Origin of the sequence: Parashewanella curva (assembly GCF_003675895.1) — a bacterium.
GTDB lineage: Bacteria > Pseudomonadota > Gammaproteobacteria > Enterobacterales > Shewanellaceae > Parashewanella > Parashewanella curva.
In genome coordinates this window covers 60,322-83,165 of record NZ_ML014765.1, presented here as the reverse complement: position 1 = coordinate 83,165, position 22,844 = coordinate 60,322, and the positions used below count along the sequence as shown (strand labels likewise).

Sequence of the window (22,844 nt, the reverse complement as noted above, 5' to 3'; positions counted from 1 at the left end):
TGCGTAAAAAAGAGGAAATCTTGACTGATGTGGATCACATAGATTAAAAATAGGGCTTCACGTTACGTTAGGTGCTTAGTGATCCACATCAATCTGGAATCGGTGATCCAATTCACCGGAATACGCACATGTATTTGTTGTTGTCTGTTTAGAGCTATTTAGACAAAGAAATTTGTACTTTCAAACCGACCATGTTTTTCGCCTACACCTAGATAAAGCTTATGCTTTGCTCAAAACTGATTTGATTAGAGTAATAAGTATATGTTCTAAACAAGCACCTAAAAATGACGAAGCACTTTGCGCGATAACCCATCAGCCTTTAAAAGGGAAAGAACAAATAGCAATACAAACAGAAAAATGGTTCACTGACTCATCCCTGCAAGTGGAATTAACTAGCCAAGAACGCTACGACCAATCCAGAGATTACTTAGACGTGTACGAAATAATTAAGCGCTTAGAGGCCAAAATGGGCAGATGCAGCGAAGAAGAAAGAAAAGCTGAATTAAAAAGACTAATGAATGAAGCTCGTAAGCCAATAGGAGTTAAAGTGGTTACTTGGGTTCCAGTAAGCACATCGGCAATGTTAGAAAGGCTAGAGAAAGATAATTTTGAACACCCACTCATGCCCGATAGAGTGTTACATGTAAAAGAGTTTAAAATGTGTAAAAATAACTAAAACTATTGAATGTCTCCCTCCATTATGAAAATAAAGCATTATATTTACATCTTCCTTGTTGCGTTTCCAATCAGCACATTCGCTGAAAATAGCGTTCAAATTAATTCCATAATAAAAGCAAGACTCAGTCTTTGTCATGATGTGGCTAGTTACAAAATCCATAAGAATATTGCGATTGAAAACCTAAAACAGGAACAAGTGGTGTTAGCTAAAGCAGCTCAATCCGCTAAAAAATATACATTAGAGCCCAATTCGGTACTCAGTTTCACTCAAGCTATGATGGACTCTTGCAAACAAATTCAGCATGCCGACTTCAATAACCCCAAAACGCAATCTCACAAAATAATTCCAATCACAGAAACGAGAAAAAAGCTTGCAAAACTCAATCAAAAGCTTTTCACGACACTGGCACACCAATTGAACACTCAAGCTAAATTGACTGGCTTAAATTACCCTTCATTTTCTAGAGCATTTTCTGAGTTACAACTTAGTAACAAGCAACAGCAAACTTTATTTAAAGCTTTAAAGAAAATAGAGTTAGATAAAGATAACAAGAAATAACAATTGCTAACCTCAGCTCTGCATAAATCAACCCATACAGCACAGCTACTTACAGGTATTTCTGTGTTAGAACAGCCCGAAATAGGCTGACTATTACGAACTGTTATGCCTGTAACTACGAGTAATCAGCAGCACTGCAGATAAAATTTAAGGTTCGCATTTAAAATCAGGTTGTTATTGATTTTATTATACAGAGTTGAGGTTAGTTAACATCCTCTCTACTACAAAAGCATTTTACTTGTTAAAACTAACACGCCTTGTTACATAAAATTCTGCTCAATCGTAGTAATTGAGTTAAAAAATATGGTAAATACACTACCCAATAACAAGATCTCATCAATTTAAGCATGAGAACTAACTCAATGTTGTCCTGATTTGCATGAAGCAAATTATGGATTGAGCAATACAAACATTCTGGGGATACCAAAATGCAAGGAACTATCAAACCACTTGTTGGTGCTATTACCTTAGCGCTAGCATTAACAGCTTGTCACAGTACAGAGCCACAAACCTCTGCGGCTTCTGCCACTCAAACCGCAGAACAAATCATCAAACAAAACGCTTCGAATCCGTTTTTTAAATCTTACGATACGATTCACGGCATACCAGACTTTGATTCAATCAAAGCTGAGCATTATCTACCAGCATTTAAAGCAGGTATCGCTCAACAGCGTGCTGAAATGCAAGCTATCATTGATAACCCAGAAAAACCAACGTTTGCTAATACCATTGAAGCAATGGAATTCTCTGGCAACTTGGTCACTAAAGTTGCTAACGTTTTTTACAACTTAACAGGTGCCGACACCACGCCTGAGTTGCAAAAAATTAGTAAACAAGTATCTCCAATGTTGTCTTCATTGAGTGATGACATTTACTTAAACGATAAGCTGTTTCAAAAAGTTAAAGCGGTTTATGAGCAACGTGAAGCATTAAACCTAAATACTGCTGAAAAAATCTTGCTTGAAAACACCTATAAGTCATTCTCTCGTGGCGGCGCTAACCTAAACGATGCGGACAAAGCTAAGCTTCGTGACTTGAATGCAAAAATCGGCAAATTGAATCTTCAGTTTGGTGACAACCTACTTGCAGAAACAAACAGCTTTGAACTTGTTATTGATAACGAAAAAGATCTAGCCGGTCTTCCAAAAGACGTGATTGCTAGCGCTGCAGGTGTAGCCACAAAACGCGGACATGAAGGCAAGTGGGTATTCACTACCGCTCGTCCATCTATCACTCCGTTTTTAACTTATGCTGATAATCGTGCGCTGCGTGAGAAAATCTACAAAGGTTATATCGAGCGTGGTAACAACAATAACGCTAACGACAATAAAAAAGTGTTAGCTAAAGTTGCGGCCCTTCGTGCAGAACGTGCAAAGCTATTGGGCTACGAAACTCATGCCCACTATGTACTTGAAGAACGTACAGCTAAGACCCCTGAAAATGTTTACAAGCTACTAAACCGTGTATGGCCTGCTGCTCTTTCTCGTGCAGAAGCAGAAGCTGCAGACATGCAAGCGATGATCGATAAAGAAGGTGGTAAGTTCAAACTAGCTGCTTGGGACTGGTGGTATTATGCTGACAAGATCCGTGTTGCTAAGTACAGCTTTAACGAGCAACAAACTCGCCCTTATTTCTCACTAGAAAACACAATCGAAGGTGTGTTCTACACTGCAAATCGTTTATTCGGTATTACAGCTAAAGAGCGAACAGATTTACCAAAATACAACGATGAAGTTCGTACTTGGGAAATCTATGACAAAAACAACGAACTAATTGCCATCTTTATGGGTGATTACTTCGTCCGCGATAGTAAGCGTGGCGGTGCATGGATGAACTCATACCGCAAGCAGTACAACATGAATGGTGTAAAATCTGTACCGATCATTGTTAACGTACTTAACTACCCTCGTCCAGCTGAAGGTGAACCAGCACTGCTTACCTTTGATGAAGCGAGTACCTTATTCCACGAATTTGGTCACGCGCTGCACGGAATTCTTTCTAACGTGAAGTACCGCTCTCAAGCAGGTACAGCAGTACCACGTGATTACGTTGAGTTCCCATCTCAAGTAATGGAAAACTGGATGACTCAGCCTGAAGTTCTGGCTCAATTTGCTAAGCACTACAAAACGGGCAAAGTTATTCCACAAGAATTAGTGAACAAAATCCGCGCTGCAAGCCAATTCAACCAAGGTTTTGCTACTGTTGAATACATGGCTGCAACTCTACTTGATTTAGACTGGCACACTCTGAAAGACTCAAAAGTTCGTGATGCTGCAAAATTTGAAGCTGAATCAGTGAAGAAAATGGGGCTAATGAAAGAAATCGCACCGCGTTATCGCAGTACTTACTTCTCTCATATTTTCGCTGGCGGATACAGTGCGGGCTATTACAGCTACATTTGGTCTGACATCCTAGGCGCTGATGCATTTGAAGCCTTTAAAGAAAACGGCATCTTCGATAAAGCTACAGCTGAAGCCTTCCAAAACAATGTGTTATCGCAAGGTGGTAGCGAAGATCCAATGAAGCTTTATAAAAACTTCCGTGGTAAAGAAGCAGGTATCGAACCTCTACTTCGCAGCCGAGGTTTGTTGAAAGATTAAAACGTGTTGATTATTACCTCATGCATTAATTGCATGAGGTAATTAATTTTCCAATATTAGCTGAAAAGCAACTATACAATCCTAATTTTCACTTCTTCATTTGTGATAAAAATTTCGATTCCCAGAGCTTGGCTGTGTTTTAACTGGCTCTTGGTTGAAAAGTTTTTCAAAGTGAATATTCGTTCTTTTTTTGGGCAGCATTGATAACAACCGCAAGTAGATATATTCAAACATCGTTCTACTTTTGTCGATTCTTCAAATCCATTTTGATAAGCCCCACCCACCGAGAAACAAGAGGCACAACACATAGTCATAATAAGGACGCCTTAAAATAAGCTTCACGGCATCCTAAACCTCAACAACTTAACTTTAACTTACTACCCCAACAAAAAATAACTCACAAAAGCGATGAGAATAGCCATCATAAAGCTCAGCACGGCACCTTCTCTCACCATTTGTTTTATATCTATTTCTCCAGTGCCATAAACGATGGCGTTTGGAGCAGTTGCAACTGGTAGCATATAGGCGCAGCTGGCGACCATAGCAGCAGGGATCATCAAAACTTCAGGCTTTACACCAACACCGACAGCGGCTACCGCTAAAATCGGCATTAGCAAAGTAGCAGTCGCGGTATTACTGGTAATTTCGGTTAAGTACACCACCACTAAACAAATCAATACCACCAAGGCTAATACTGAAATATGCGACATAGAAGACAGCCAGTCACCCAGCATTTGGCTCAAACCAGATTCAGACATTCCTTTTGCTAAGGCAATACCACCTGCAAACAACAGTAACATCCCCCAAGGAATTGTTTTCGCCGTATCCCAATCTAATACCTTTTCACCTTTTCCGTTACCGTTTGGCATCATGAACATTGCCACAACAGCCGCTAATGCAACAGTACTATCACCCGCCAAAGGAATATCTAAGTAATTTGCCCACCCACCAAATGGAGCGTGACGAGTTATCCATGCTAATACAGTAATCCCAAAAATGATTAAGGTTCGTTTTTCTTCACTACGCCAAGTGCCTTGCTTTGGAAGCTCGATATTTTGGTCAAGTTTAATACCACGAGTTAACCACAATGCCATTAACGGAATCGCTATTATTACAATCGGCAGACCTACTTTCATCCACTCGACAAACTCAAAGTTTTTGCCAGTAAATTCTTCATAAATCCCCATAAAGATAACATTAGGAGGTGTACCTATTGGTGTAGCAATTCCGCCAGTACTAGCAGCATAGGCGATACCCAAAATCAAGGCGACGGTTAACTTAGGATTATCCACTCTCGCCAAAATAGCTAATGCAATAGGAAGCATGATTAAGGTTGAAGCCGTATTGGATATCCACATACTTAAAAACGCTGTGGCGAGCATGAAACCAAACACTAATCTTAATGCTGAACTCACACCGATAAAGTTAACCATATAAACGGCAAGCCTACGATGCACACCACTTTTCTCAAGGGCTTTTGATAGCATAAAGGCAGCCATAAGTAGCAAAATCACATGGCTACCTAAAGCCGATGCAACGCCTTTATGGCTAACAATATCGAACAAAGGTAACAGCGCAAATGGAACAAGCGAGGTTGCTGGAATCGGGAGGGCTTCAGACACCCACCAGATTACAGTAAGTAAAGTGATACCGGCCGCTGCTGCGGGTAAATAATCCATCCCTGAAAGCGTTAAAAACCAATAAAAAGCCCAAGCTAAAGCTGGGCCGATGAGGATAAAGTGAGAGCGTTTGATGTTCATATTATTATTTTTATTTCCATTGTTTATTATTTTTAATTGATATACTCGTGATACTTGAAGATGCAACTTTCAGGGCTTTTTCAGAATTGCATTATTCGCGGCGTGAAAGTTTAAACTAGCAGGCTAATTTAAACTTTCACAACAAAGAAGCATCAATGCTGAAAAGCCCACGCAGTGCGAGTATATTAGCGTCCATCTACCATACGGCCAATACTGCCTAGTACAGAGCCTTCTCCTTTGTCACTTCCTCCCGATGATGGAGCGTTTGCAATGATGCGATCTGCCATGCGAGAAAACGGCAAGCTTTGTAACCAAACACTACCGTGGCCTGATAAGGTGGCTAAAAAGATACCTTCACCACCAAATAACATAGATTTCATGGAACCAGCACGTTCAATATCGTAGTCAATCCCGTTTGAAAACGCCGCAATACAACCTGTATCGACTCTCAACGTTTCGCCATTTAACTCTTTTCTAACTAAAGTGCCACCAGCATGAACAAAGACCTTTCCATCACCTTGTAAGCTTTGCAAAATAAAACCTTCGCCACCAAAAAAGCCAGCCCCCAGCTTGCGGTTAAATCTCTGGCTGACTTTAGTACCCAACGCTGCCGCTAAAAAGCTGTCTTTTTGACAAATCAGCTCACCACCAATTTCTTGCAAATCAATCGCTAAAATACTCCCCGGATAAGGAGCTGCAAATGCCACTCGACGCTTTTGATGGCCTTGATTGGTGAAGTGAGTCATAAACAAACCTTCGCCTGTAAGTACGCGCTTACCTGCACTAAAAAGCTTTCCAAAAAAACCTTCATCAGGGTTTGAGCCATCACCCATTTTTGCTTCGAATTGGATATCTTGCTCCATGTAAGTCATGGCTCCCGCTTCCGCAATAACGGTCTCTTGTGGATCAAGTTCCACTTCGACCAGTTGCATATCATGACCAATGATTTCGTAATCTATCTCGTGACTGTTTTGCATTGTGATGTCCTAGCATATTTTGTTTATTATCCGTTCGATTCTAAAGAAAACTCTTCAAGAATCAACTCAGTAAATAATTGCCCTGCTTTTCCTAAAGGACGGTGATGGGTAGTTACAAGCTGCGGAGTAAATGAGTACTGACTTCCACCAACGAATTTCACTTCTTTTAACTTACCTTTCTGTAAATCTTCTTTAGCTAAAAAGTCAGGTAACCAACCAAAACCTAACCCTTCTAGCAAAGCATCGCGCTTCATAATAAAACCAGAAAGATAGAACACTTTATCTCCACCAAACTGCATTTCATCTCTCAAGTGAGCATTGGTGGATGAATCTTCGATTGTCAGCTCGACGAATTCTTGTAACTCACTGAGTTCAACACTATATTTATTGGCTAGCGGATGCTCTGAAGATGCCACTAGTATGTTGGTAATGGAAGGCAAAGGCGTTGAATTAAGATCTGGCGCATTCTTATAGTCCTTTACCAACATTAAATCGGCTTTGTCCCTTTCAAAGCGACTTTGGACACCACCTAAAAATTCTATATTCAGCTGTACCTTAGTAGGAATATTGTGCTCGGTCATCCTTTTAAGTGCGTTCATAATAGGCTTCATAGGCAAAGCACCATCAATCACCAATTCTAAATTAGGCTCCCAATCATCACTAAATCTATGGGCTAGTCGCTCAATATTAGATAGTTGCTGTAGCAATCTTTGTCCTTCTTTCAATATCACCTTTCCTTCAGGTGTCAGCTGAGCACGATACTGCTCCCGATTAAACAACTGGACGTTTAAATGATTTTCTAATTTCTTGATCTGATAGCTCACTGCAGATTGGGCTTTATGTAAGCGATCTGCGGCCTTAGCGAAACTGCCTTCTTCTACCAATACCTGCATTACTCTGAACGCATCAATATCAATTTTCATAACACTATCTAATATTTAGATTATCTACAGCGAAATATTATTCTTTTTTTTGTTTAACTATGCAATTAAATTGCTTACAAATAATTAAATCAATGAGTAAGGTAGAAAAATGCCATTTTATGTAAAGCAAGGTGAGATACCCTCAAAGCGACACATTACCTTCGAAAAAGAGAACGGTGAGCTGTATCGTGAAGAACTGTTTTCCACTCATGGTTTTTCCAACATCTATTCCAATAAATATCATCACAATATGCCTACTAAGGCATTAGCTGTGGCACCTTATCATGTTGATCATGGTTTAGGCTGGGAAGATGCATTAATTCAAAATTACAAACTAGATTCAACTTCTGCAGATAAAGACGGTAACTTTTTCAGCGCTCGCAATAAAATTTTCTACAACGCTGATGTAGCTATGTACACTGCAAAGGTTACTGTTGATACGAATGAGTTTTATCGTAACTCTTATGCTGACGAAGTGGTGTTTGTTCACGAAGGAACAGGAACGCTTTACAGTGAATATGGTACGCTAGAAATCAAAAAATGGGACTACCTAGTTATACCTCGTGGTACCACATACCAATTAAAATTTGATAATTACGAAAATGTTCGTCTGTTTGTAGTTGAATCATTTTCTATGGTTGAGATCCCTAAGCACTTCCGTAATGACTATGGTCAATTGCTTGAATCTGCACCTTACTGTGAGCGAGATATTCGTACTCCTGAATTGCAAGATGCGATTGTCGAACAGGGTGATTTCCCGTTAGTTTGTAAATTTGGTGATAAGTACCAAATCACTAATTTAGAGTGGCATCCATACGATCTTGTTGGTTGGGATGGCTTTGTTTACCCGTGGGCATTTAATATCACCGAATATGCGCCTAAAGTTGGTAAAATCCACTTACCACCTTCAGATCATTTGGTGTTTACTGCTCATAATTTTGTGATTTGTAATTTTGTGCCTCGTTTATACGATTTCCATGAAAAAGCGATTCCGGCCCCTTACTATCACAGCAACATTGATAGTGATGAAGTGCTTTACTACGTTGATGGTGACTTTATGAGCCGCACTGGAATTGGCCCTGGTTACTTAACGCTTCACCAAAAAGGTTTACCGCATGGACCTCAGCCGGGTAAAACCGAAGCTTCGGTTGGTAAAAAAGAAACCTATGAATACGCTGTAATGGTGGACACATTTGCCCCATTAAAGCTGACAGACAATGTTCAACAGTGCATGAGCCAAGAATACAACCGTTCTTGGATAGAAGAATAGATAATTAAATATTTAGAATTGACTGAATTAGAAATAACCCTACACATTAAGTTGAGGAACAAACAATGGCAACTGAACTAAACCCATTAGGCCTACAAGGCATCGAGTTCACTGAATATGCAACGCCAGATACTGACTTTATGCATAAAGCATTTTTAGATTTCGGCTTCTCTAAAATCAAAAAACACAAAGAAAAAGAGATCTACTACTACAACCAAAACAACATCCATTTTCTGTTGAATCAAGAGCGCCAAGGTTTTTCATCTGAGTTTGCAAAGTCTCACGGACCTGCAATCACATCTATGGGGTGGCGTGTAGAAGACGCTGAGTTTGCATTTAAAACGGCTGTTGAGCGTGGTGCTAAAGCTGCTGATGAAAACGCAAAAGATCTACCATACCCAGCAATCTATGGTATTGGTGACAGCTTAATTTACTTCATCGATGTATACGGTGATGAAAACAACATCTACAAGCAAGACTTTGTAGATCTTGAAAACCCAGACATCGTTCAAGAAAAAGGCTTTATGGAAGTCGACCACCTAACCAATAACGTCTATAAAGGGACTATGGGTAAGTGGGCTGAGTTTTATAAAAGCATCTTTGGTTTTACCGAGGTTCGTTATTTTGACATCAATGGTGCACAGACAGGACTAACTTCATTTGCATTACGTTCACCAGATGGAAGCTTCTGCATTCCAATCAACGAAGGTAAAGACGATGACAAGAACCAAATCGATGAGTACTTAAAAGAGTACAATGGCCCAGGTGTTCAACATCTAGCTTTCACTTCTCGTGACATCGTTGCCTCTCTAGATGCAATGGAAGGTTCGTCAATTAAAACTTTGGATATTATTCCTGAGTACTACGACACTATTTTCGACAAACTTCCTCAAATCACTGAAAACCGTGAGCGCATTAAGCATCACCAAATTTTGTGTGACGGTGATGAAAATGGTTACTTACTGCAAATCTTTACCAAGAATCTATTTGGTCCAATCTTCATTGAAATCATTCAACGTAAGAACAACCTAGGTTTTGGTGAGGGTAACTTTACGGCATTATTCCAATCTATCGAGCGTGATCAAATGCGCCGTGGTGTGCTATAAATATAGAGCTTAAATTAAGGCGCTTAAATAGCGCCTTTTTTATTCACAAATCACTACGAACAAAGTCTAATTTCCAAAGGATCGAGCTAACATCTTTAACGGTAAAAGTTTCTCGCCCAATTTCTAGATGTCCTTCGCCAAATTGCCAAGAAAATTTACTACCTTGTAGAAACATATACAGAGATGTCATCCACTTTTTACTGTCCTGTTTTAAATCTTCAGTAAGCAGCTCAAATATCTCAGTTTTACCTTCAAAGGCAGCTAAATAGCTAGGCGACTTTAAGTCGAACCCTCTGCATAACGGTACATCAGCATGACGAATGAGTAGCTTAATCATCTCTACATCATCATTTTTTACAGCTAAATACCATGCTGATTCTCCATTCGTATTTAACAATTCAGCATTAGCTTGATGCTCTAGTAGCACTTCGGCACAAGCTAAATGCCTACCTTTTACTGCAAAATGAAGCGCTGTATAGCCTCTAGAATCTACAGCGTTGATATCACCACACAATTTTTTCGACAATAAAAATGCTAAGCAATTCTGGTGACCCTTGCTTGCTGATAACATTAATGCATTTATCCCTTCTGTTGTTGATTGGGAAAAATTAACGCATCTGGAATACAAATAATTTAAAACCTCAACATGCCCAAAAAAACATGCCATGTGCATTGGAGTAAGAGCGGATATTTTAGTCCTAGCTTCTATATTTGCACCATGCATCACCAAAAGCTGCACGCATGACAAATGTCCACTTTGAGCGGCTAAGTGTAACGGCGTCTGGTGTCCTTTTTTCGCTTTAATTTCCGTTAATGCACCATGTTGTAATAAAACCTCTACACATTGTGCCTTACCACAGCTTGAAGCATGATGTAATGCAGTCCAGCCAGATAACACCTCTGGATAAGTCAGGTTTAAATTTATTCCTTTGACTATTAATTTTTTTAAGCCAACAGAATTATCTTGATTACAACATTGAATCAGTTCTGCAATTCCTTCCCTTAAGGACGAGCGCAACTGGCTACTAAAATCTTTATAGCCAATTTTCAATAATCGACTCTCTATTTTGTCTTTAAGATAGGTGAACCTACCTAACACACGAGTTATACCGGACTTTTTAGTTTGCAGAATTGGTGGGATGGTATGAAACAACGTTATAGCTTGCTGCTCTCTATCAAGCACATCGCTTATTTGATAATAGCGCGAGACGATTCCAAACCGAGTACTAAAATTAACTTGTACTACGCCACTATCAAACTTTGCTAGTTTTGAAAAAACGTCCGTCGAAAGCTGGGGAGTATGATGCCTACCTAATCTGACATCAACCTCTCCCACACAAGGAGGTCGTGTAGCCATAAGATTGATGAACCAGTTGATTCAACACCTTATGAGAATAACGAACCCGCCAAGCAAATAGAAGTGAAATTATATAACCAGCGAAGTTAAGGTATTCCGCTTTGAAATAACTAAGTTAAAAGCAGCTTACGTCAACGCAATAAACATTCAAGAAAAAGCATTTAAAACGAATAAAAACCAATTGAATCAGCATATCCAACCAGTTTTGTATTGACGAAAACCTCAAAAGCCTGTATCAATTTCAAACAGATGTTAATAAATGTAACGATTTGTAAAAGTGGTTAAAATGAAAGTAAATAAATACAGCAAGCGCTTAACTCAAGATGAAACTCAGCCAGCATCGCAAGCCATGTTATATGGTGTGGGTTTCAGTGATGAAGACATGCAAAAAGCACAGGTCGGCATTGTTAGTACAGGGTACGAAGGTAATCCTTGCAACATGCACCTAAATCAAATTGCTTCATCCATAAAAAATGAAATAAAAAGCTATAACGACATGCTAGGCCTCATTTTTAATACTATTGGTGTTTCCGATGGCATCTCTATGGGGACATCGGGTATGCATTATTCTCTTCCATCTCGCGACATCATTGCTGACTCTATTGAAACTGTTGTACAAGCACAAAGTTACGATGCGGTATTAACTGTAGTTGGCTGTGATAAAAATATGCCTGGTGCAGTAATGGCAATGCTTAGACTAAATCGACCTGCCATTATGGTTTATGGCGGAACCATAGCATCAGGCTCTCATAAGGAAAAGAAGCTAAATATAGTTTCAGCATTTGAGGCACTCGGAGAAAAAGTGGCAGGAGTGATTGATAACGACGAATACAAACAAATCATAAAAAAAGCGATTCCCGGTGCTGGAGCTTGTGGCGGCATGTATACCGCCAACACTATGGCATCAGCCATTGAAGCGCTTGGCTTAGCTTTACCTTATAACGCTTCAATACCAGCAGAAAATGAGCAAAAACAATCAGAGAGTAGCCAAACCGCAGAAGCAATACACAATTTGTTAGTTAATGATATCAAACCACTTGATATCGTCTGTAAAAAATCATTAGAAAATGCCATCACTGTAGTGAATGCTCTTGGCGGTTCAACAAATGCGGTATTGCACTTCTTAGCCATTGCACATGCAGCCGATATTGATTTTGGATTAGAAGATATCCAGCGTATTTCTGACCGGACACCATTACTTGCCGATTTGAAGCCTAGTGGTCAGTTTTTGATGGAAGATGTACATGGCATTGGTGGCACCCCTGCCGTTCTTAAGTATTTGCTTGAAATCGGTTTGCTTCATGGTGATTGCCTTACCGTTACAGGCAAAACTATGGCGAAAAACCTTGCCAATGTGCAAGCCTTAACCTTTGAGCAAGAGGTGATATTTCCAAAAGAAAAAGCCCTTAAATCGAGTGGCAATATTCAAATTTTATTTGGCAATCTTGCTAATGAGGGAGCCGTTGCAAAAATATCTGGTAAAGAAGGCTTGATATTTGAGGGCCCTGCCAAAGTATTTGATAGTGAATCTGAAGCCAATAAAGGCATCCAAGCCGGACAAGTTATCGCTGGTGATGTAGTGATCATTCGATACGTAGGGCCAAAAGGTGGCCCAGGTATGCCTGAAATGCTCAAACCAACTTCTATGATTATGGGTGCTGGTTTAGGTAAATCCGTAGCTCTCATAACCGATGGTCGATTTTCTGGTGGTACGCATGGTTTTGTTGTCGGTCATATCACCCCTGAGGCTCAAACAGGAGGCCTAATTGCTTTAGTTGAGAATGGCGATGTTATTGAGATTAATGCCGAAACCAACACCATCGAACTCAAGGTATCAGAAACGGAAATAAACAATCGAAGATCGGCATGGAAAGCGCCCGCGCAAAAACACTCAAAAGGAATTTTGCGTAAATACGCTTCGAGTGTTGCTTCTGCATCAGAAGGTTGTGTTACAGATAAGTACTAGACTTATGGCAATGATTCAAGAAATAAACAAAGAGACAGTAATGCCAGAAACTGAAAAAGTTACAGGTTCAGAAGCAGTAATGAAAACGCTAATTGCTGAAGGCGTAAATTTGATCTACGGCTACCCTGGTGGAGCCATCATGCCAATTTATGACGCGTTACATGGCTATCAATCGAAACTGAAACATGTATTAACCCGTCATGAACAAGGTGCTACTCATGCAGCCCAAGGCTACGCTAGAGTAACCGGCAATGTAGGTGTTGTGTTCGCCACTTCAGGCCCCGGAGCTACTAACTTAGTAACAGGGCTAGCCGATGCACAAATTGACTCAACACCAATGGTATGTATTACAGGACAGGTATCGTCACATTTATTAGGTACTGATGCTTTTCAAGAAACTGACATTATCAGTATCTCAACACCTGTCACTAAATGGAATTACCAAGTAACAAAAGCGTCTGAAATACCAAAAGTTTTATCCAAAGCATTCTACATTGCTCGTTCAGGTCGTCCAGGACCAGTGCTTATTGATATCACTAAAGATGCTCAATTCGAATTAAGTGAATATGCATACCAAGCTTGTACAGCTATTCGTAGTTACAAGCCTGTTCCAACTTTGCAAATGTCTCAGGTAGAAAAAGCAGCAGAGCTAATTAACGCTTCCAAAAAACCTCTGATTGTTTGGGGGCAAGGAATAATATTAGGAGAAGCTGAACAAGAGTTGCAAACCTTGATAGAAAAAGCAAGTATTCCAAGTGCAAGCACCTTACTCGGTTTATCAGCTATAGCGTCTGATCACCCTTTGCATCAAGGCATGGTGGGTATGCACGGCCACTTAGCTCCCAATAAGCTCACTAATGAATGTGATGTCCTTATTGCCATTGGAATGCGCTTTGACGATAGAGTAACGGGTGATCTAAACCGTTACGCTAAACAAGCCAAAATCATTCATTTTGAGATTGACCCCTCAGAAGTAAACAAAAACGTTTATGTGGAATACCCTGTTTTGGCTGACGTTAAGCAGTCATTACAAGCTTTACTCCCTTTGATTGAAGAAAACAGTCACCCTAACTGGCTTGATGAATTTAAACAGTTAAGGAAAATCGAAGATGAAAAGGTGATCCAAGCTCAACTTTCTCCAACCAAAGAAGGCTTAACCATGGGAGAAGCCATTGAGTGCATTAATAAGGCGACGAACAACGATGCCATCATTGTCTCTGACGTTGGACAGCATCAAATGATGTCAGCTCGTTATTCTAAATTTGTTCAAACACGCTCTAAGGTCGACTCAGGTGGTTTAGGTACTATGGGCTTTGCTCTTCCCGCTGCTATTGGGGCCAAAATGGGTGCCCTTGATCGTGAAGTGGTTGCCATTATTGGTGATGGAGCATACCAAATGACCATTCAAGAGTTAGGCACCATTATGCAAACGCAAGCTGCGGTAAAAATTGTGGTGTTAAACAACGAGTTTTTAGGCATGGTTCGCCAGTGGCAAGAACTGTTTTTTGATAAGCGTTATGCCTCAACGGAAATGACTAACCCTAATTTTGTAAAAATTGCGGAAGGTTATGGTATCCCTGCTAAGAGTGTCAGCAAAAGAAAAGAACTTGCTGCTGCAATAGATGAAATGATTGCTTGCGAAACCGCTTATTTCCTTGAAGTCATGGTAGAAAAGGAAGGGAATGTATTTCCTATGTTGCCTACGGGTGCTTCTGTGTCTGATGTTCGTTTATCTTAAAGGAAGTGACCTGTTATGGAAAAACCACAAAGCTTTACTTTCTCAGTTTATACCGAAAACAATTTGGGCTTATTGAATCGAATTTCGCAGATATTTTTAAAAAGACATATCAATGTCGAAAGCATAAATGCATCTGAGTCTGAAATTGAAAACGTCCATAGGCTTACCATCGTGGTAGAAATCACTGAAGCGCAAGCGATAAAAGTTGCTAAGCAAATTGATAAGCAAATCGAAGTGATCAAAGCCTTTTATCACCGAGAAGATGAAACCATTTACCGCGAAACGGCACTTTACAAAATGCCAATTAATTGTCTATACGATGGCGGCAGAGTACAGGAACTCATTTCGGATACTTACGCCAGTATTGTTAACGTTTCAAAAGACTATTTCGTGATTGAAAAAACGGGAAAAAAAGCTGAGACAACCCGTTTATACAATGAATTACGCCCATTTGGCTTAATGCAATTTTTACGTTCAGGAAGAATATCAGTAACCAAAGAAGTAATGGATATTTCTTCTGAGCTAACAAAATTAGTTTCCTAACCGCCCCTACAAACGGATTAAAAGAATATGACCAATTACTTTAATACTCTAACCCTAAGACAGCAGCTACAGCAATTAGGTGTATGCCAATTTTTAAATGCTTCTGAGTTTTCAAATGGCATTGAAAAACTAAACGGAAAAAAAATCGTTATTGTAGGTTGTGGTGCTCAAGGGCTTAACCAAGGCCTAAACATGAAAGATTCGGGTCTAGATGTCAGCTATGCCTTGCGTCCTGAGGCTATAGAGGAAAAACGTGCATCGTATTTAAACGCAACTGAAAACGGTTTTGTTGTCGGAACCTATGAAGAGCTGATCCCGCAAGCAGATGTCGTTATCAACCTTACACCGGATAAACAGCACACTAATGCCGTTACCGCCGTAATGCCACTGATGAAGCAGGGTGCAACTTTATCGTACTCTCACGGCTTCAATATTGTTGAAGAAGGCATGCAAATTCGTGAAGACATTACCGTGATAATGGTTGCCCCTAAATCCCCAGGTTCTGAGGTTCGAGAAGAATACAAACGAGGCTTCGGCGTGCCAACACTGATTGCTATCCATCCAGAAAATGATCCACAAGGTGAAGGCCTTGCATTGGCAAAAGCTTATGCTGTAGCCATCGGTTCTGACAAAGCTGGAGTTTTACTGTCATCATTTGTAGCTGAAGTAAAATCAGATCTAATGGGTGAACAAACCATTCTTTGTGGGCTGCTGCAAACAGGAAGTGTTTTAGCTTTCAACAAAATGATAGAGCAAGGCATAAACACAGGCTTTGCATCTAAGCTCATTCAGCATGGTTGGGAAGTGATCACTGAAGCATTAAAGCACGGTGGAATAACTCACATGATGGATCGTCTATCGAACCCTGCAAAAATTGAAGCGTTTCGTCTCTCAGAAGAATTAAAGCAAATCATGCGTCCTTTATTTGAACAACACATGGATGACATCATGTCTGGAGCGTTCTCATCAGGTATGATGGCGGACTGGAAGGAAAACGATCAAAAATTGCTCACCTGGCGCGCTGCGACTGCTGAAACGGCTTTCGAGCAATCTGTTGCAACCGAAGACTTCATAGAAGAACAAGACTACTTTGACCATGCGCTGTTACTGGTTGCCTTTGTAAAATCTGGAGTAGAACTTGCCTATGAAACTATGGTAGATGCAGGAATAAAAGAGGAGTCAGCATATTATGAGTCCCTACATGAACTTCCACTGATAGCAAACACAGTTGCTCGCAAAAAACTATACGAAATGAATCGTATCATTTCCGATACTGCAGAATATGGTTGCTACTTATTTGATAATGCTTGTCGTCCTCTGTTGGAAAGCTTTATGTCGGGCGTGAATACACAAGTTATTGGTCAAAATTATAATGACACTGTTGGAAAGCAAATTGACAACAAAGAGTTAATCGAAATTAACGAAGCCATTAGAAGCCATTCTATCGAAGCTGTTGGAAAAGAGTTGAGGGCTTCAATGACCGCCATGGCAGCCTTAGTTTGAGATTAATAGCTGCCAATAGGCAGCTTTTTTTAGCTCTAATGATAAGAGAGTACTATGTTAGCCGTTGATAAAAACATCGTTCCAATAGAGAAAATCTATCGAGCAAAGGAAGTCATAAAAGAAGTAGTTCAAGAAACGCCTTTGCAATATATGGAAAATTTTTCCAAAAAGTATCAAGCTGAAATTTACTTTAAGCGAGAAGACCTGCAAGTGGTACGCTCATATAAAATCCGAGGCGCTTACCATAAGATTTGCCAACTTCCAGCAGAGTCCTTATCCAGAGGGATAGTGTGTGCCAGTGCCGGTAACCATGCCCAAGGCGTTGCTTTAGCTTGCCAAAAATTAAAAGTCACTGGCACCATATTTATGCCCATTACAACACCTCAGCAAAAGGTGGATCAAGTAAGAATGTTTGGCAGAGAATATGCTGACATCCAATTGATTGGTGACACTTACGATGAAAGTTACCAAGCTGCAGCACTGTTTTGCGAGCAGCAACAAGCGACCTTTGTTCACCCCTTTGATGATATTGATGTAATTGCAGGACAAGGAACCGTAGGGCTTGAAATTATCAATCAACTATCAGGTATTGATACTATTATTTTGCCGGTCGGTGGAGGTGGTTTAGCTTCTGGTGTAGCAAGTGTTTGCAAACAATGTAACCCAAACATCAAAGTGATTGGTGTAGAACCAGAGGGGGCACCTTCTTTATCTCAGTCTTTAAAAAACAGTAGCAATACTAACTTAAAGTTCATAGATAAATTTGTTGATGGCGCAGCTGTGCAACGCATGGGCGATCTAACTTTCGGCTTTTGTCGAGATTTATTAGACGAAACCCATACCATTCCAGAAGGCGCGATTTGTTGCAATATGCTGACTCTCTATAACGAGAATGCCATTGTCGTTGAACCTGCAGGCGCATTATCCATATCCGCACTAGAATCTGTTAAAGATCAAATAAAAGGTAAGCGAGTGGTTTGCGTTGTCAGTGGCGGCAACAACGATATTACTCGTATGGAGGAAATCAAAGAAAGAGCAATGTTTTATCAAGGACTCAAACATTATTTTATGATTCGATTTCCGCAACGTGCTGGAGCATTAAGAGAGTTTGTTGTTGAAGTACTTGGGCCGGAAGATAATATCTCCCATTTTGAATATTCTAAAAAGCATAACCGTTCCAAAGGCCCTGCTGTAGTTGGTATAGAACTTTCAAAAAAAGAAGACTTTGAACCATTGTTGGAAAGAATGAAAGCGAAAGGTTTTCTTGGTGAATATCTCAATCAAAAGCCTGAGTTATTTCAATATATTGTCTGAATCAAAAAAGGGTAGAAACACCATCTACCCTTTTGAAAAATTTATAATTCAAGGCAAAGCTGAAGTTAATTAATCGTTTCCATGAAAATGAACTTCTGACATTAAATGTCCTAACACCGTCGATTTAGTTTTCAGATAAAATTCGTTGTGTTTATTTTTTCCAACTTGTAGTGGCACACGCTCCACCACTTCAACACCAACGGCCTTTATTGCATTTACTTTTCTAGGGTTGTTGGTCATCAACTTAACTTGGCTAATACCAATTTTTTCTAGCATTGGTGCAATCATATCGTACTTGCGTAAGTCAGCAGCAAAACCAAGTTGCTCATTGGCCTCAACGGTATTAGCACCTTTATCTTGAAGTTCATAAGCACGTATCTTATTGATCAAACCAATACCACGACCTTCTTGTCTCAGATAAAGCAAAAAGCCCTGCCCTGCTTCTGCAATGTCTTGCATTGCCGTTTGTAATTGAAATCCGCAATCACATCTCAAGCTGAAAAGCGCATCCCCAGTTAGGCACTCAGAATGAATTCGACCTAATACTGGTTTTCCTTCTTCCCATTCACCAAACGTAAGTGCTACATGCTCTTTTCCAGTTTGTGGGTCTTCAAACCCATGCATATCGAAAATGCCCCAAGGAGTTGGTAATTTAGAAGAAGCAACATATTTTACTGACATGAAACAACCTTATTTAACCTTCTACATCTGTAGAATTAAGCTGAAAATACTCCAGCTTTATCCATTATTATCGATGAATCCTTTAGAATTCTTTTGGTGCAAAACCGGTTATGCTATTGATCCCCATTTCTCGACCTAAAGCAGTCATCGGGTGAACAACAACCAAACCTTTAACTGTCTTTTTTAACTTACCAAGATCAGCCTGTTCTGCTTTGCTTAAAGTACGGTTAAAAGGTAAGTTTTGGATCTTACTTCCCTTATTATTTAATTGACGTTGCTGCTGAGATTTTACGGCTGTGATGCGTTTAGTTAATGCCGCAATTTCCTGTTTAAACTGCAATTGTACCTTTTCATCGCCCCGAGCTTGAGCAGCCGATAGTTTACGGCGAGATTTATCTAACTTATTGTTAAGTGTTTGCAGTTCTTGCTTTAAATTCATTCTACGACCTTATGCCCTAAGATAGACATATGAATATGTTACTCACCTCACGCCAAGGGGCGCTAGTGAGAAATATGCAGCATTATACCAGCAAACCCTAACATTGCGTAAAGTAATGAATAATTTGGTTGGAGCTGCCTTTGAATTTCAAACTTGGATCAGCCAAAGACAGCTCAAATTTGCCGTCCACCATCACATCAACAAGATTTGTTATTTGCTTCTGCTCTGGGGAAAGCTCATCTAAGGTATAGCCTGACCAAAGCCAAACATCCTTATCTGGACATTCTGACTTAACTCGCCTTACCAAAGATAAAATACCATGGTGATTGGCAGGATGAAGCGGATCGCCCCCTGATAGGCTCAGTCCACGACGCTTTATTCTGACATCTTTTAAATCATCTATGATTTGCTGCTCCATGGCTTTATCGAATGGAGATCCAGAGCTGGTATTCCATGTACTTTGATTGTAACAACCACGACATTGATGAATACAACCAGAAACAAACAGAGTTGCACGAGTGCCCGGTCCGTTGACTACATCAACGGGATAATATTGAGAATAGTGCATCATGAACCTAAAGGTGTTTTACTCGACGTTTAACTTCTTCTTGCTTACCTGAGTTAAACGGTCGTGCATCAGGGCTTCCTAAGTAGCCACATACTCTTCTTGTCACTGATACTCGACTTGGCTCGTGGTTACCACATTTAGGGCAAGTAAAACCTTTACTGGTACAGTCAAATTCACCTAGATAGCCGCACTCATAACATTCATCTATCGGTGTATTTGTTCCATAGTATGGAACTCTGCTATAGCTATAGTCCCACACGTTTTCTAACGCTTCTAAATTGTGCTGTAAATTTGGATATTCGCCATAACAAATAAAACCACCGTTGGCGACGGTTGGGTATTCTTGTTCAAAGTCAATTTTGTCGTATGGGTTTACTTTTTTCTCAACATCTAAGTGAAAGCTATTGGTGTAATAACCTTTATCAGTTACCCCTTTAATTAACCCGAACTCTTTAGAATCAATGGAATGAAAACGACTACATAAGTTTTCACTTGGAGTACTGTATAAACTAAAACCATATCCTGTTTCTTTTTTCCAAGTTTCTGTTGCTGCTTTCAGATATTTAACGATACTAAGCGCTTTTTCGCGAAGAAAGTTACTGTCATAAACATGGATATCTGCGCCATAAAGAGCATTAATCGTTTCATGAAGCCCTATATAACCTAGTGAAATCGAAGCGCGACCGTTTTTGAAAATGCTAGAGATATCATCTTCGGCCTTTAATCTAACTCCACAAGCTCCCTCCATGTAGAGTATTGGTGCGACTTTGGCTTTGACACCTTGTAGACGTTCAATTCGGGTGTCCAATGCAAGGCGAGCCACTTTGAGTCTTTTATTGAGTAGCTGATAAAATGATTCCTCATCACCTTCTGCTTCGATTGCAATACGAGGTAAGTTAAGGCTTACAACACCAATATTATTCCGTCCCTCATGTAAAAGCTTACCGTCTTCTTGGTATTCACTTAAGAAACTTCGACAACCCATTGGTGTTTTAAATGAGCCTGTAACTTCAACCACTTGATCATAATTCAAAATATCAGGGTACATACGAGCGACAGCGCATTGTAGAGCTTGCTGTTTGATGTCGTAGTTAACATCACCTTGTTTGTGATTTACACCATCTTTAATTGCAAACACTAATTTAGGAAATACGGCTGTTTTTCGGTTTTTACCTAAACCTGCTATTCGAATCTTCAAAATGGATTGCTGGATTAACCTTGACTCCCAACTGGTGCCCAAGCCAAAACCAAAAGTAACGAAAGGAGTTTGGCCATTTGCCGTATGTAGCGTATTTACTTCATATTCTAATGATTGGAAAGCATCGTTACATTCTTTTACTGTTTGTGCTTTGGCGTAGGCATCAGCATCAACGATGTTCCATTGTTCAGCTGTAGCTAGATGCTTATCAAAGCTTTTACGTACAAAAGGAGCTAATACTTCATCTATTCGATTAATGGTAGTTCCACCATAAATATGGCTGGCCACCTGAGCAATGATTTGAGCCGTTACAGCTGTTGCTGTTGAAATTGATTTTGGCGTTTCTATTTCAGCATTCCCCATTTTAAAACCATGAGTAAGCATGCCTTCAAGATCGATTAACATACAGTTAAACATTGGGAAAAATGGCGCATAGTCTAAGTCGTGAAAATGCAGTTCACCTCTGTCATGAGCTTGCACCACTTGCTTTGGCAGCATGTGCTTTTTAGCATAATTTTTAGCAACAATACCTGCCAATAAGTCTCTCTGCGTTGGTATAACTTTGGCGTCTTTATTAGCATTCTCGTTTAACAAAGCAGCGTTACTTTGCTCAACAAGGCCACGAATTTCTTTATTTAGGTGACTGCTAGCTTCGCGAGCAACATCACGATCATGTCGATATTCAATGTAATGTCTAGCCATTGCTTTATAGGGGCCAACCATAAGCTCATTTTCAACTGCATCTTGTAATTGTTGAATGGCGACCTCTTGCTGAAAGGCAAATTTTTTATGAACCCTATCAGCGACCAATTGAGCATACGCTTGGTCAGATACTCCAGCAGCCTGTGCTGCTGCATTCACCGCTAAATAAATACGCTTTGGATCAAATACTGTTTTGAGTCCGTCTCGCTTTATCACTAATGCCATGCCATTCTCCAATTTACATTGCTTGCAATAGATACTCTATGTAGTGCCACTTTAGATAAACATCACTAGATGATGTGTATTAAGCAATATAAAATCGAATATAACTATGATCTCGATCACCTATGATGCGAACAAAAAAATGGGCTAATCATTTATGCTGACCAGCCCACTAAACCAGAATGTCAATCTTGCATTTTATTTTTAACTTAAATCATTCACTATCTTTAAACATTGATCTTTTAACAATGCCAGCTCTTCTTGAGGAATATCTACCTTCTCAAGCAAGGTTTGCTTAAGTGATAATGCTTCTAAACGTATACCTTTACCTTGCTCTGTTAAAACCAACACTTTTTTTCTTTCATCAGCTTGGTTCTTGGCTTTTGTCAGGAGAGATTTACTCTCTAACCGCTTAACTATCGGAGTTAATGTTCCTAAATCAAGCATGGTCGCTTGGGAAAGTTCAGTTAAACTTATTCCATCTTCACACCACAGTGCTTGCATTACCAAATACTGAGGAAAAGTCAGTTGATACTGCTCTAGCAGCGGGCGATATGCTCGAATAATCGCATTATTTGCAGAGTAAACGGCAAAACACACGTTATCGGTTAATTGCTGTTTATCTGTCATCGTTCTTCCTTAAAAATAGTTTGCGCACAAAGTAATTGTTTTTCATTTTCTTCAAGTGTATAGTTTACCACAATTAGTTAGCGCGCAAAGCAATATTCTGTCTTTAATGA

Annotated in this window: 19 protein-coding genes; 10 read left to right on the top strand and 9 right to left on the bottom strand. The window is 39.9% G+C overall.

What is annotated here, in order from left to right; genetic code table 11:
- Positions 1-172: 172 nt before the first annotated feature.
- From D5018_RS07235 to D5018_RS07225, 3 genes are all read left to right on the top strand, one after another.
- Entirely contained in the window at positions 173-676 is a 504-nt protein-coding gene (locus D5018_RS07235; RefSeq protein ID WP_121838340.1) for a hypothetical protein, read from the top strand.
- Positions 677-700: 24 nt separating this feature from the next.
- A complete protein-coding gene (locus D5018_RS07230; protein ID WP_165905015.1) occupies positions 701-1,237 on the top strand; it encodes a chorismate mutase in 537 nt (178 codons plus the stop codon).
- A gap of 428 nt (positions 1,238-1,665) precedes the next feature.
- Positions 1,666-3,837 (top strand): M3 family metallopeptidase, encoded by a 2,172-nt coding sequence (locus D5018_RS07225; protein ID WP_121838338.1) that lies wholly within the window; start codon positions 1,666-1,668, stop codon positions 3,835-3,837.
- A 377-nt stretch (positions 3,838-4,214) separates the two neighbouring features.
- Here D5018_RS07225 and D5018_RS07215 read toward each other — a convergent pair whose 3' ends face one another.
- From D5018_RS07215 to D5018_RS07205, 3 genes are all read right to left on the bottom strand, one after another.
- Positions 4,215-5,597, bottom strand: a complete 1,383-nt coding sequence (locus tag D5018_RS07215) for an SLC13 family permease (RefSeq protein WP_121838336.1) — start codon at positions 5,595-5,597, stop codon at positions 4,215-4,217.
- Positions 5,598-5,782: 185 nt separating this feature from the next.
- A complete protein-coding gene (locus D5018_RS07210; protein WP_121838335.1) occupies positions 5,783-6,574 on the bottom strand; it encodes a TIGR00266 family protein in 792 nt (263 codons plus the stop codon).
- A gap of 26 nt (positions 6,575-6,600) precedes the next feature.
- Complete coding sequence (locus tag D5018_RS07205; protein WP_121838334.1) at positions 6,601-7,497, bottom strand: LysR family transcriptional regulator; 897 nt, start codon at positions 7,495-7,497, stop codon at positions 6,601-6,603.
- A 109-nt stretch (positions 7,498-7,606) separates the two neighbouring features.
- On the opposite strand from D5018_RS07205, the gene D5018_RS07200 reads away from it, so the two are divergent.
- Both D5018_RS07200 and hppD read left to right on the top strand, forming a co-directional pair.
- Entirely contained in the window at positions 7,607-8,767 is a 1,161-nt protein-coding gene (locus D5018_RS07200) for a homogentisate 1,2-dioxygenase (RefSeq protein ID WP_121838333.1), read from the top strand.
- Positions 8,768-8,832: 65 nt separating this feature from the next.
- Entirely contained in the window at positions 8,833-9,873 is a 1,041-nt protein-coding gene (hppD, locus tag D5018_RS07195) for a 4-hydroxyphenylpyruvate dioxygenase (RefSeq protein ID WP_121838332.1), read from the top strand.
- A 43-nt stretch (positions 9,874-9,916) separates the two neighbouring features.
- Here the strand turns inward: hppD and D5018_RS07190 are convergent, their stop codons facing one another.
- Positions 9,917-11,230 carry an ankyrin repeat domain-containing protein gene (locus D5018_RS07190; RefSeq protein ID WP_121838331.1) on the bottom strand — a complete coding sequence of 438 codons (1,314 nt, stop codon included), beginning with the start codon at positions 11,228-11,230 and terminating at the stop codon, positions 9,917-9,919.
- 286 nt (positions 11,231-11,516) lie between these two features.
- Between D5018_RS07190 and ilvD the strand changes: the two genes are divergently transcribed.
- From ilvD to ilvA, 5 genes are read left to right on the top strand one after another with little or no spacing between them, the layout of a single operon-like run.
- A complete protein-coding gene (ilvD, locus tag D5018_RS07185; protein WP_121838330.1) occupies positions 11,517-13,196 on the top strand; it encodes a dihydroxy-acid dehydratase in 1,680 nt (559 codons plus the stop codon).
- A gap of 4 nt (positions 13,197-13,200) precedes the next feature.
- Complete coding sequence (ilvB, locus tag D5018_RS07180) at positions 13,201-14,934, top strand: biosynthetic-type acetolactate synthase large subunit (RefSeq protein ID WP_207819231.1); 1,734 nt, start codon at positions 13,201-13,203, stop codon at positions 14,932-14,934.
- Between the two features lie 15 nt (positions 14,935-14,949).
- Positions 14,950-15,477 carry an acetolactate synthase small subunit gene (gene ilvN, locus D5018_RS07175; protein ID WP_121838329.1) on the top strand — a complete coding sequence of 176 codons (528 nt, stop codon included), beginning with the start codon at positions 14,950-14,952 and terminating at the stop codon, positions 15,475-15,477.
- 27 nt (positions 15,478-15,504) lie between these two features.
- Positions 15,505-16,980, top strand: coding sequence for a ketol-acid reductoisomerase (ilvC, locus tag D5018_RS07170; RefSeq protein WP_121838328.1), 1,476 nt, complete (start codon positions 15,505-15,507; stop codon positions 16,978-16,980).
- A 54-nt stretch (positions 16,981-17,034) separates the two neighbouring features.
- The gene (ilvA, locus tag D5018_RS07165; protein WP_121838327.1) at positions 17,035-18,294 is read left to right on the top strand and encodes a threonine ammonia-lyase IlvA; all 1,260 of its coding nucleotides are present in this window, start codon (positions 17,035-17,037) and stop codon (positions 18,292-18,294) included.
- 69 nt (positions 18,295-18,363) lie between these two features.
- On the opposite strand, the gene ribA is transcribed toward ilvA, so the two are convergent.
- The 5 genes from ribA to D5018_RS07140 form a co-directional block, all read right to left on the bottom strand.
- Positions 18,364-18,975, bottom strand: coding sequence for a GTP cyclohydrolase II (gene ribA, locus D5018_RS07160; RefSeq protein WP_121838326.1), 612 nt, complete (start codon positions 18,973-18,975; stop codon positions 18,364-18,366).
- 82 nt (positions 18,976-19,057) lie between these two features.
- Positions 19,058-19,414: a YibL family ribosome-associated protein gene (locus D5018_RS07155; protein ID WP_121838325.1), complete on the bottom strand. Its 357-nt coding sequence runs from the start codon at positions 19,412-19,414 to the stop codon at positions 19,058-19,060.
- Positions 19,415-19,511: 97 nt separating this feature from the next.
- Positions 19,512-19,982, bottom strand: a complete 471-nt coding sequence (nrdG, locus tag D5018_RS07150; protein WP_121838324.1) for an anaerobic ribonucleoside-triphosphate reductase-activating protein — start codon at positions 19,980-19,982, stop codon at positions 19,512-19,514.
- A gap of 7 nt (positions 19,983-19,989) precedes the next feature.
- Positions 19,990-22,107, bottom strand: coding sequence for an anaerobic ribonucleoside-triphosphate reductase (gene nrdD, locus D5018_RS07145; protein ID WP_121838323.1), 2,118 nt, complete (start codon positions 22,105-22,107; stop codon positions 19,990-19,992).
- Between the two features lie 201 nt (positions 22,108-22,308).
- Complete coding sequence (locus D5018_RS07140) at positions 22,309-22,734, bottom strand: MarR family winged helix-turn-helix transcriptional regulator (RefSeq protein ID WP_121838322.1); 426 nt, start codon at positions 22,732-22,734, stop codon at positions 22,309-22,311.
- Between the last annotated feature and the right edge of the window lie 110 nt (positions 22,735-22,844).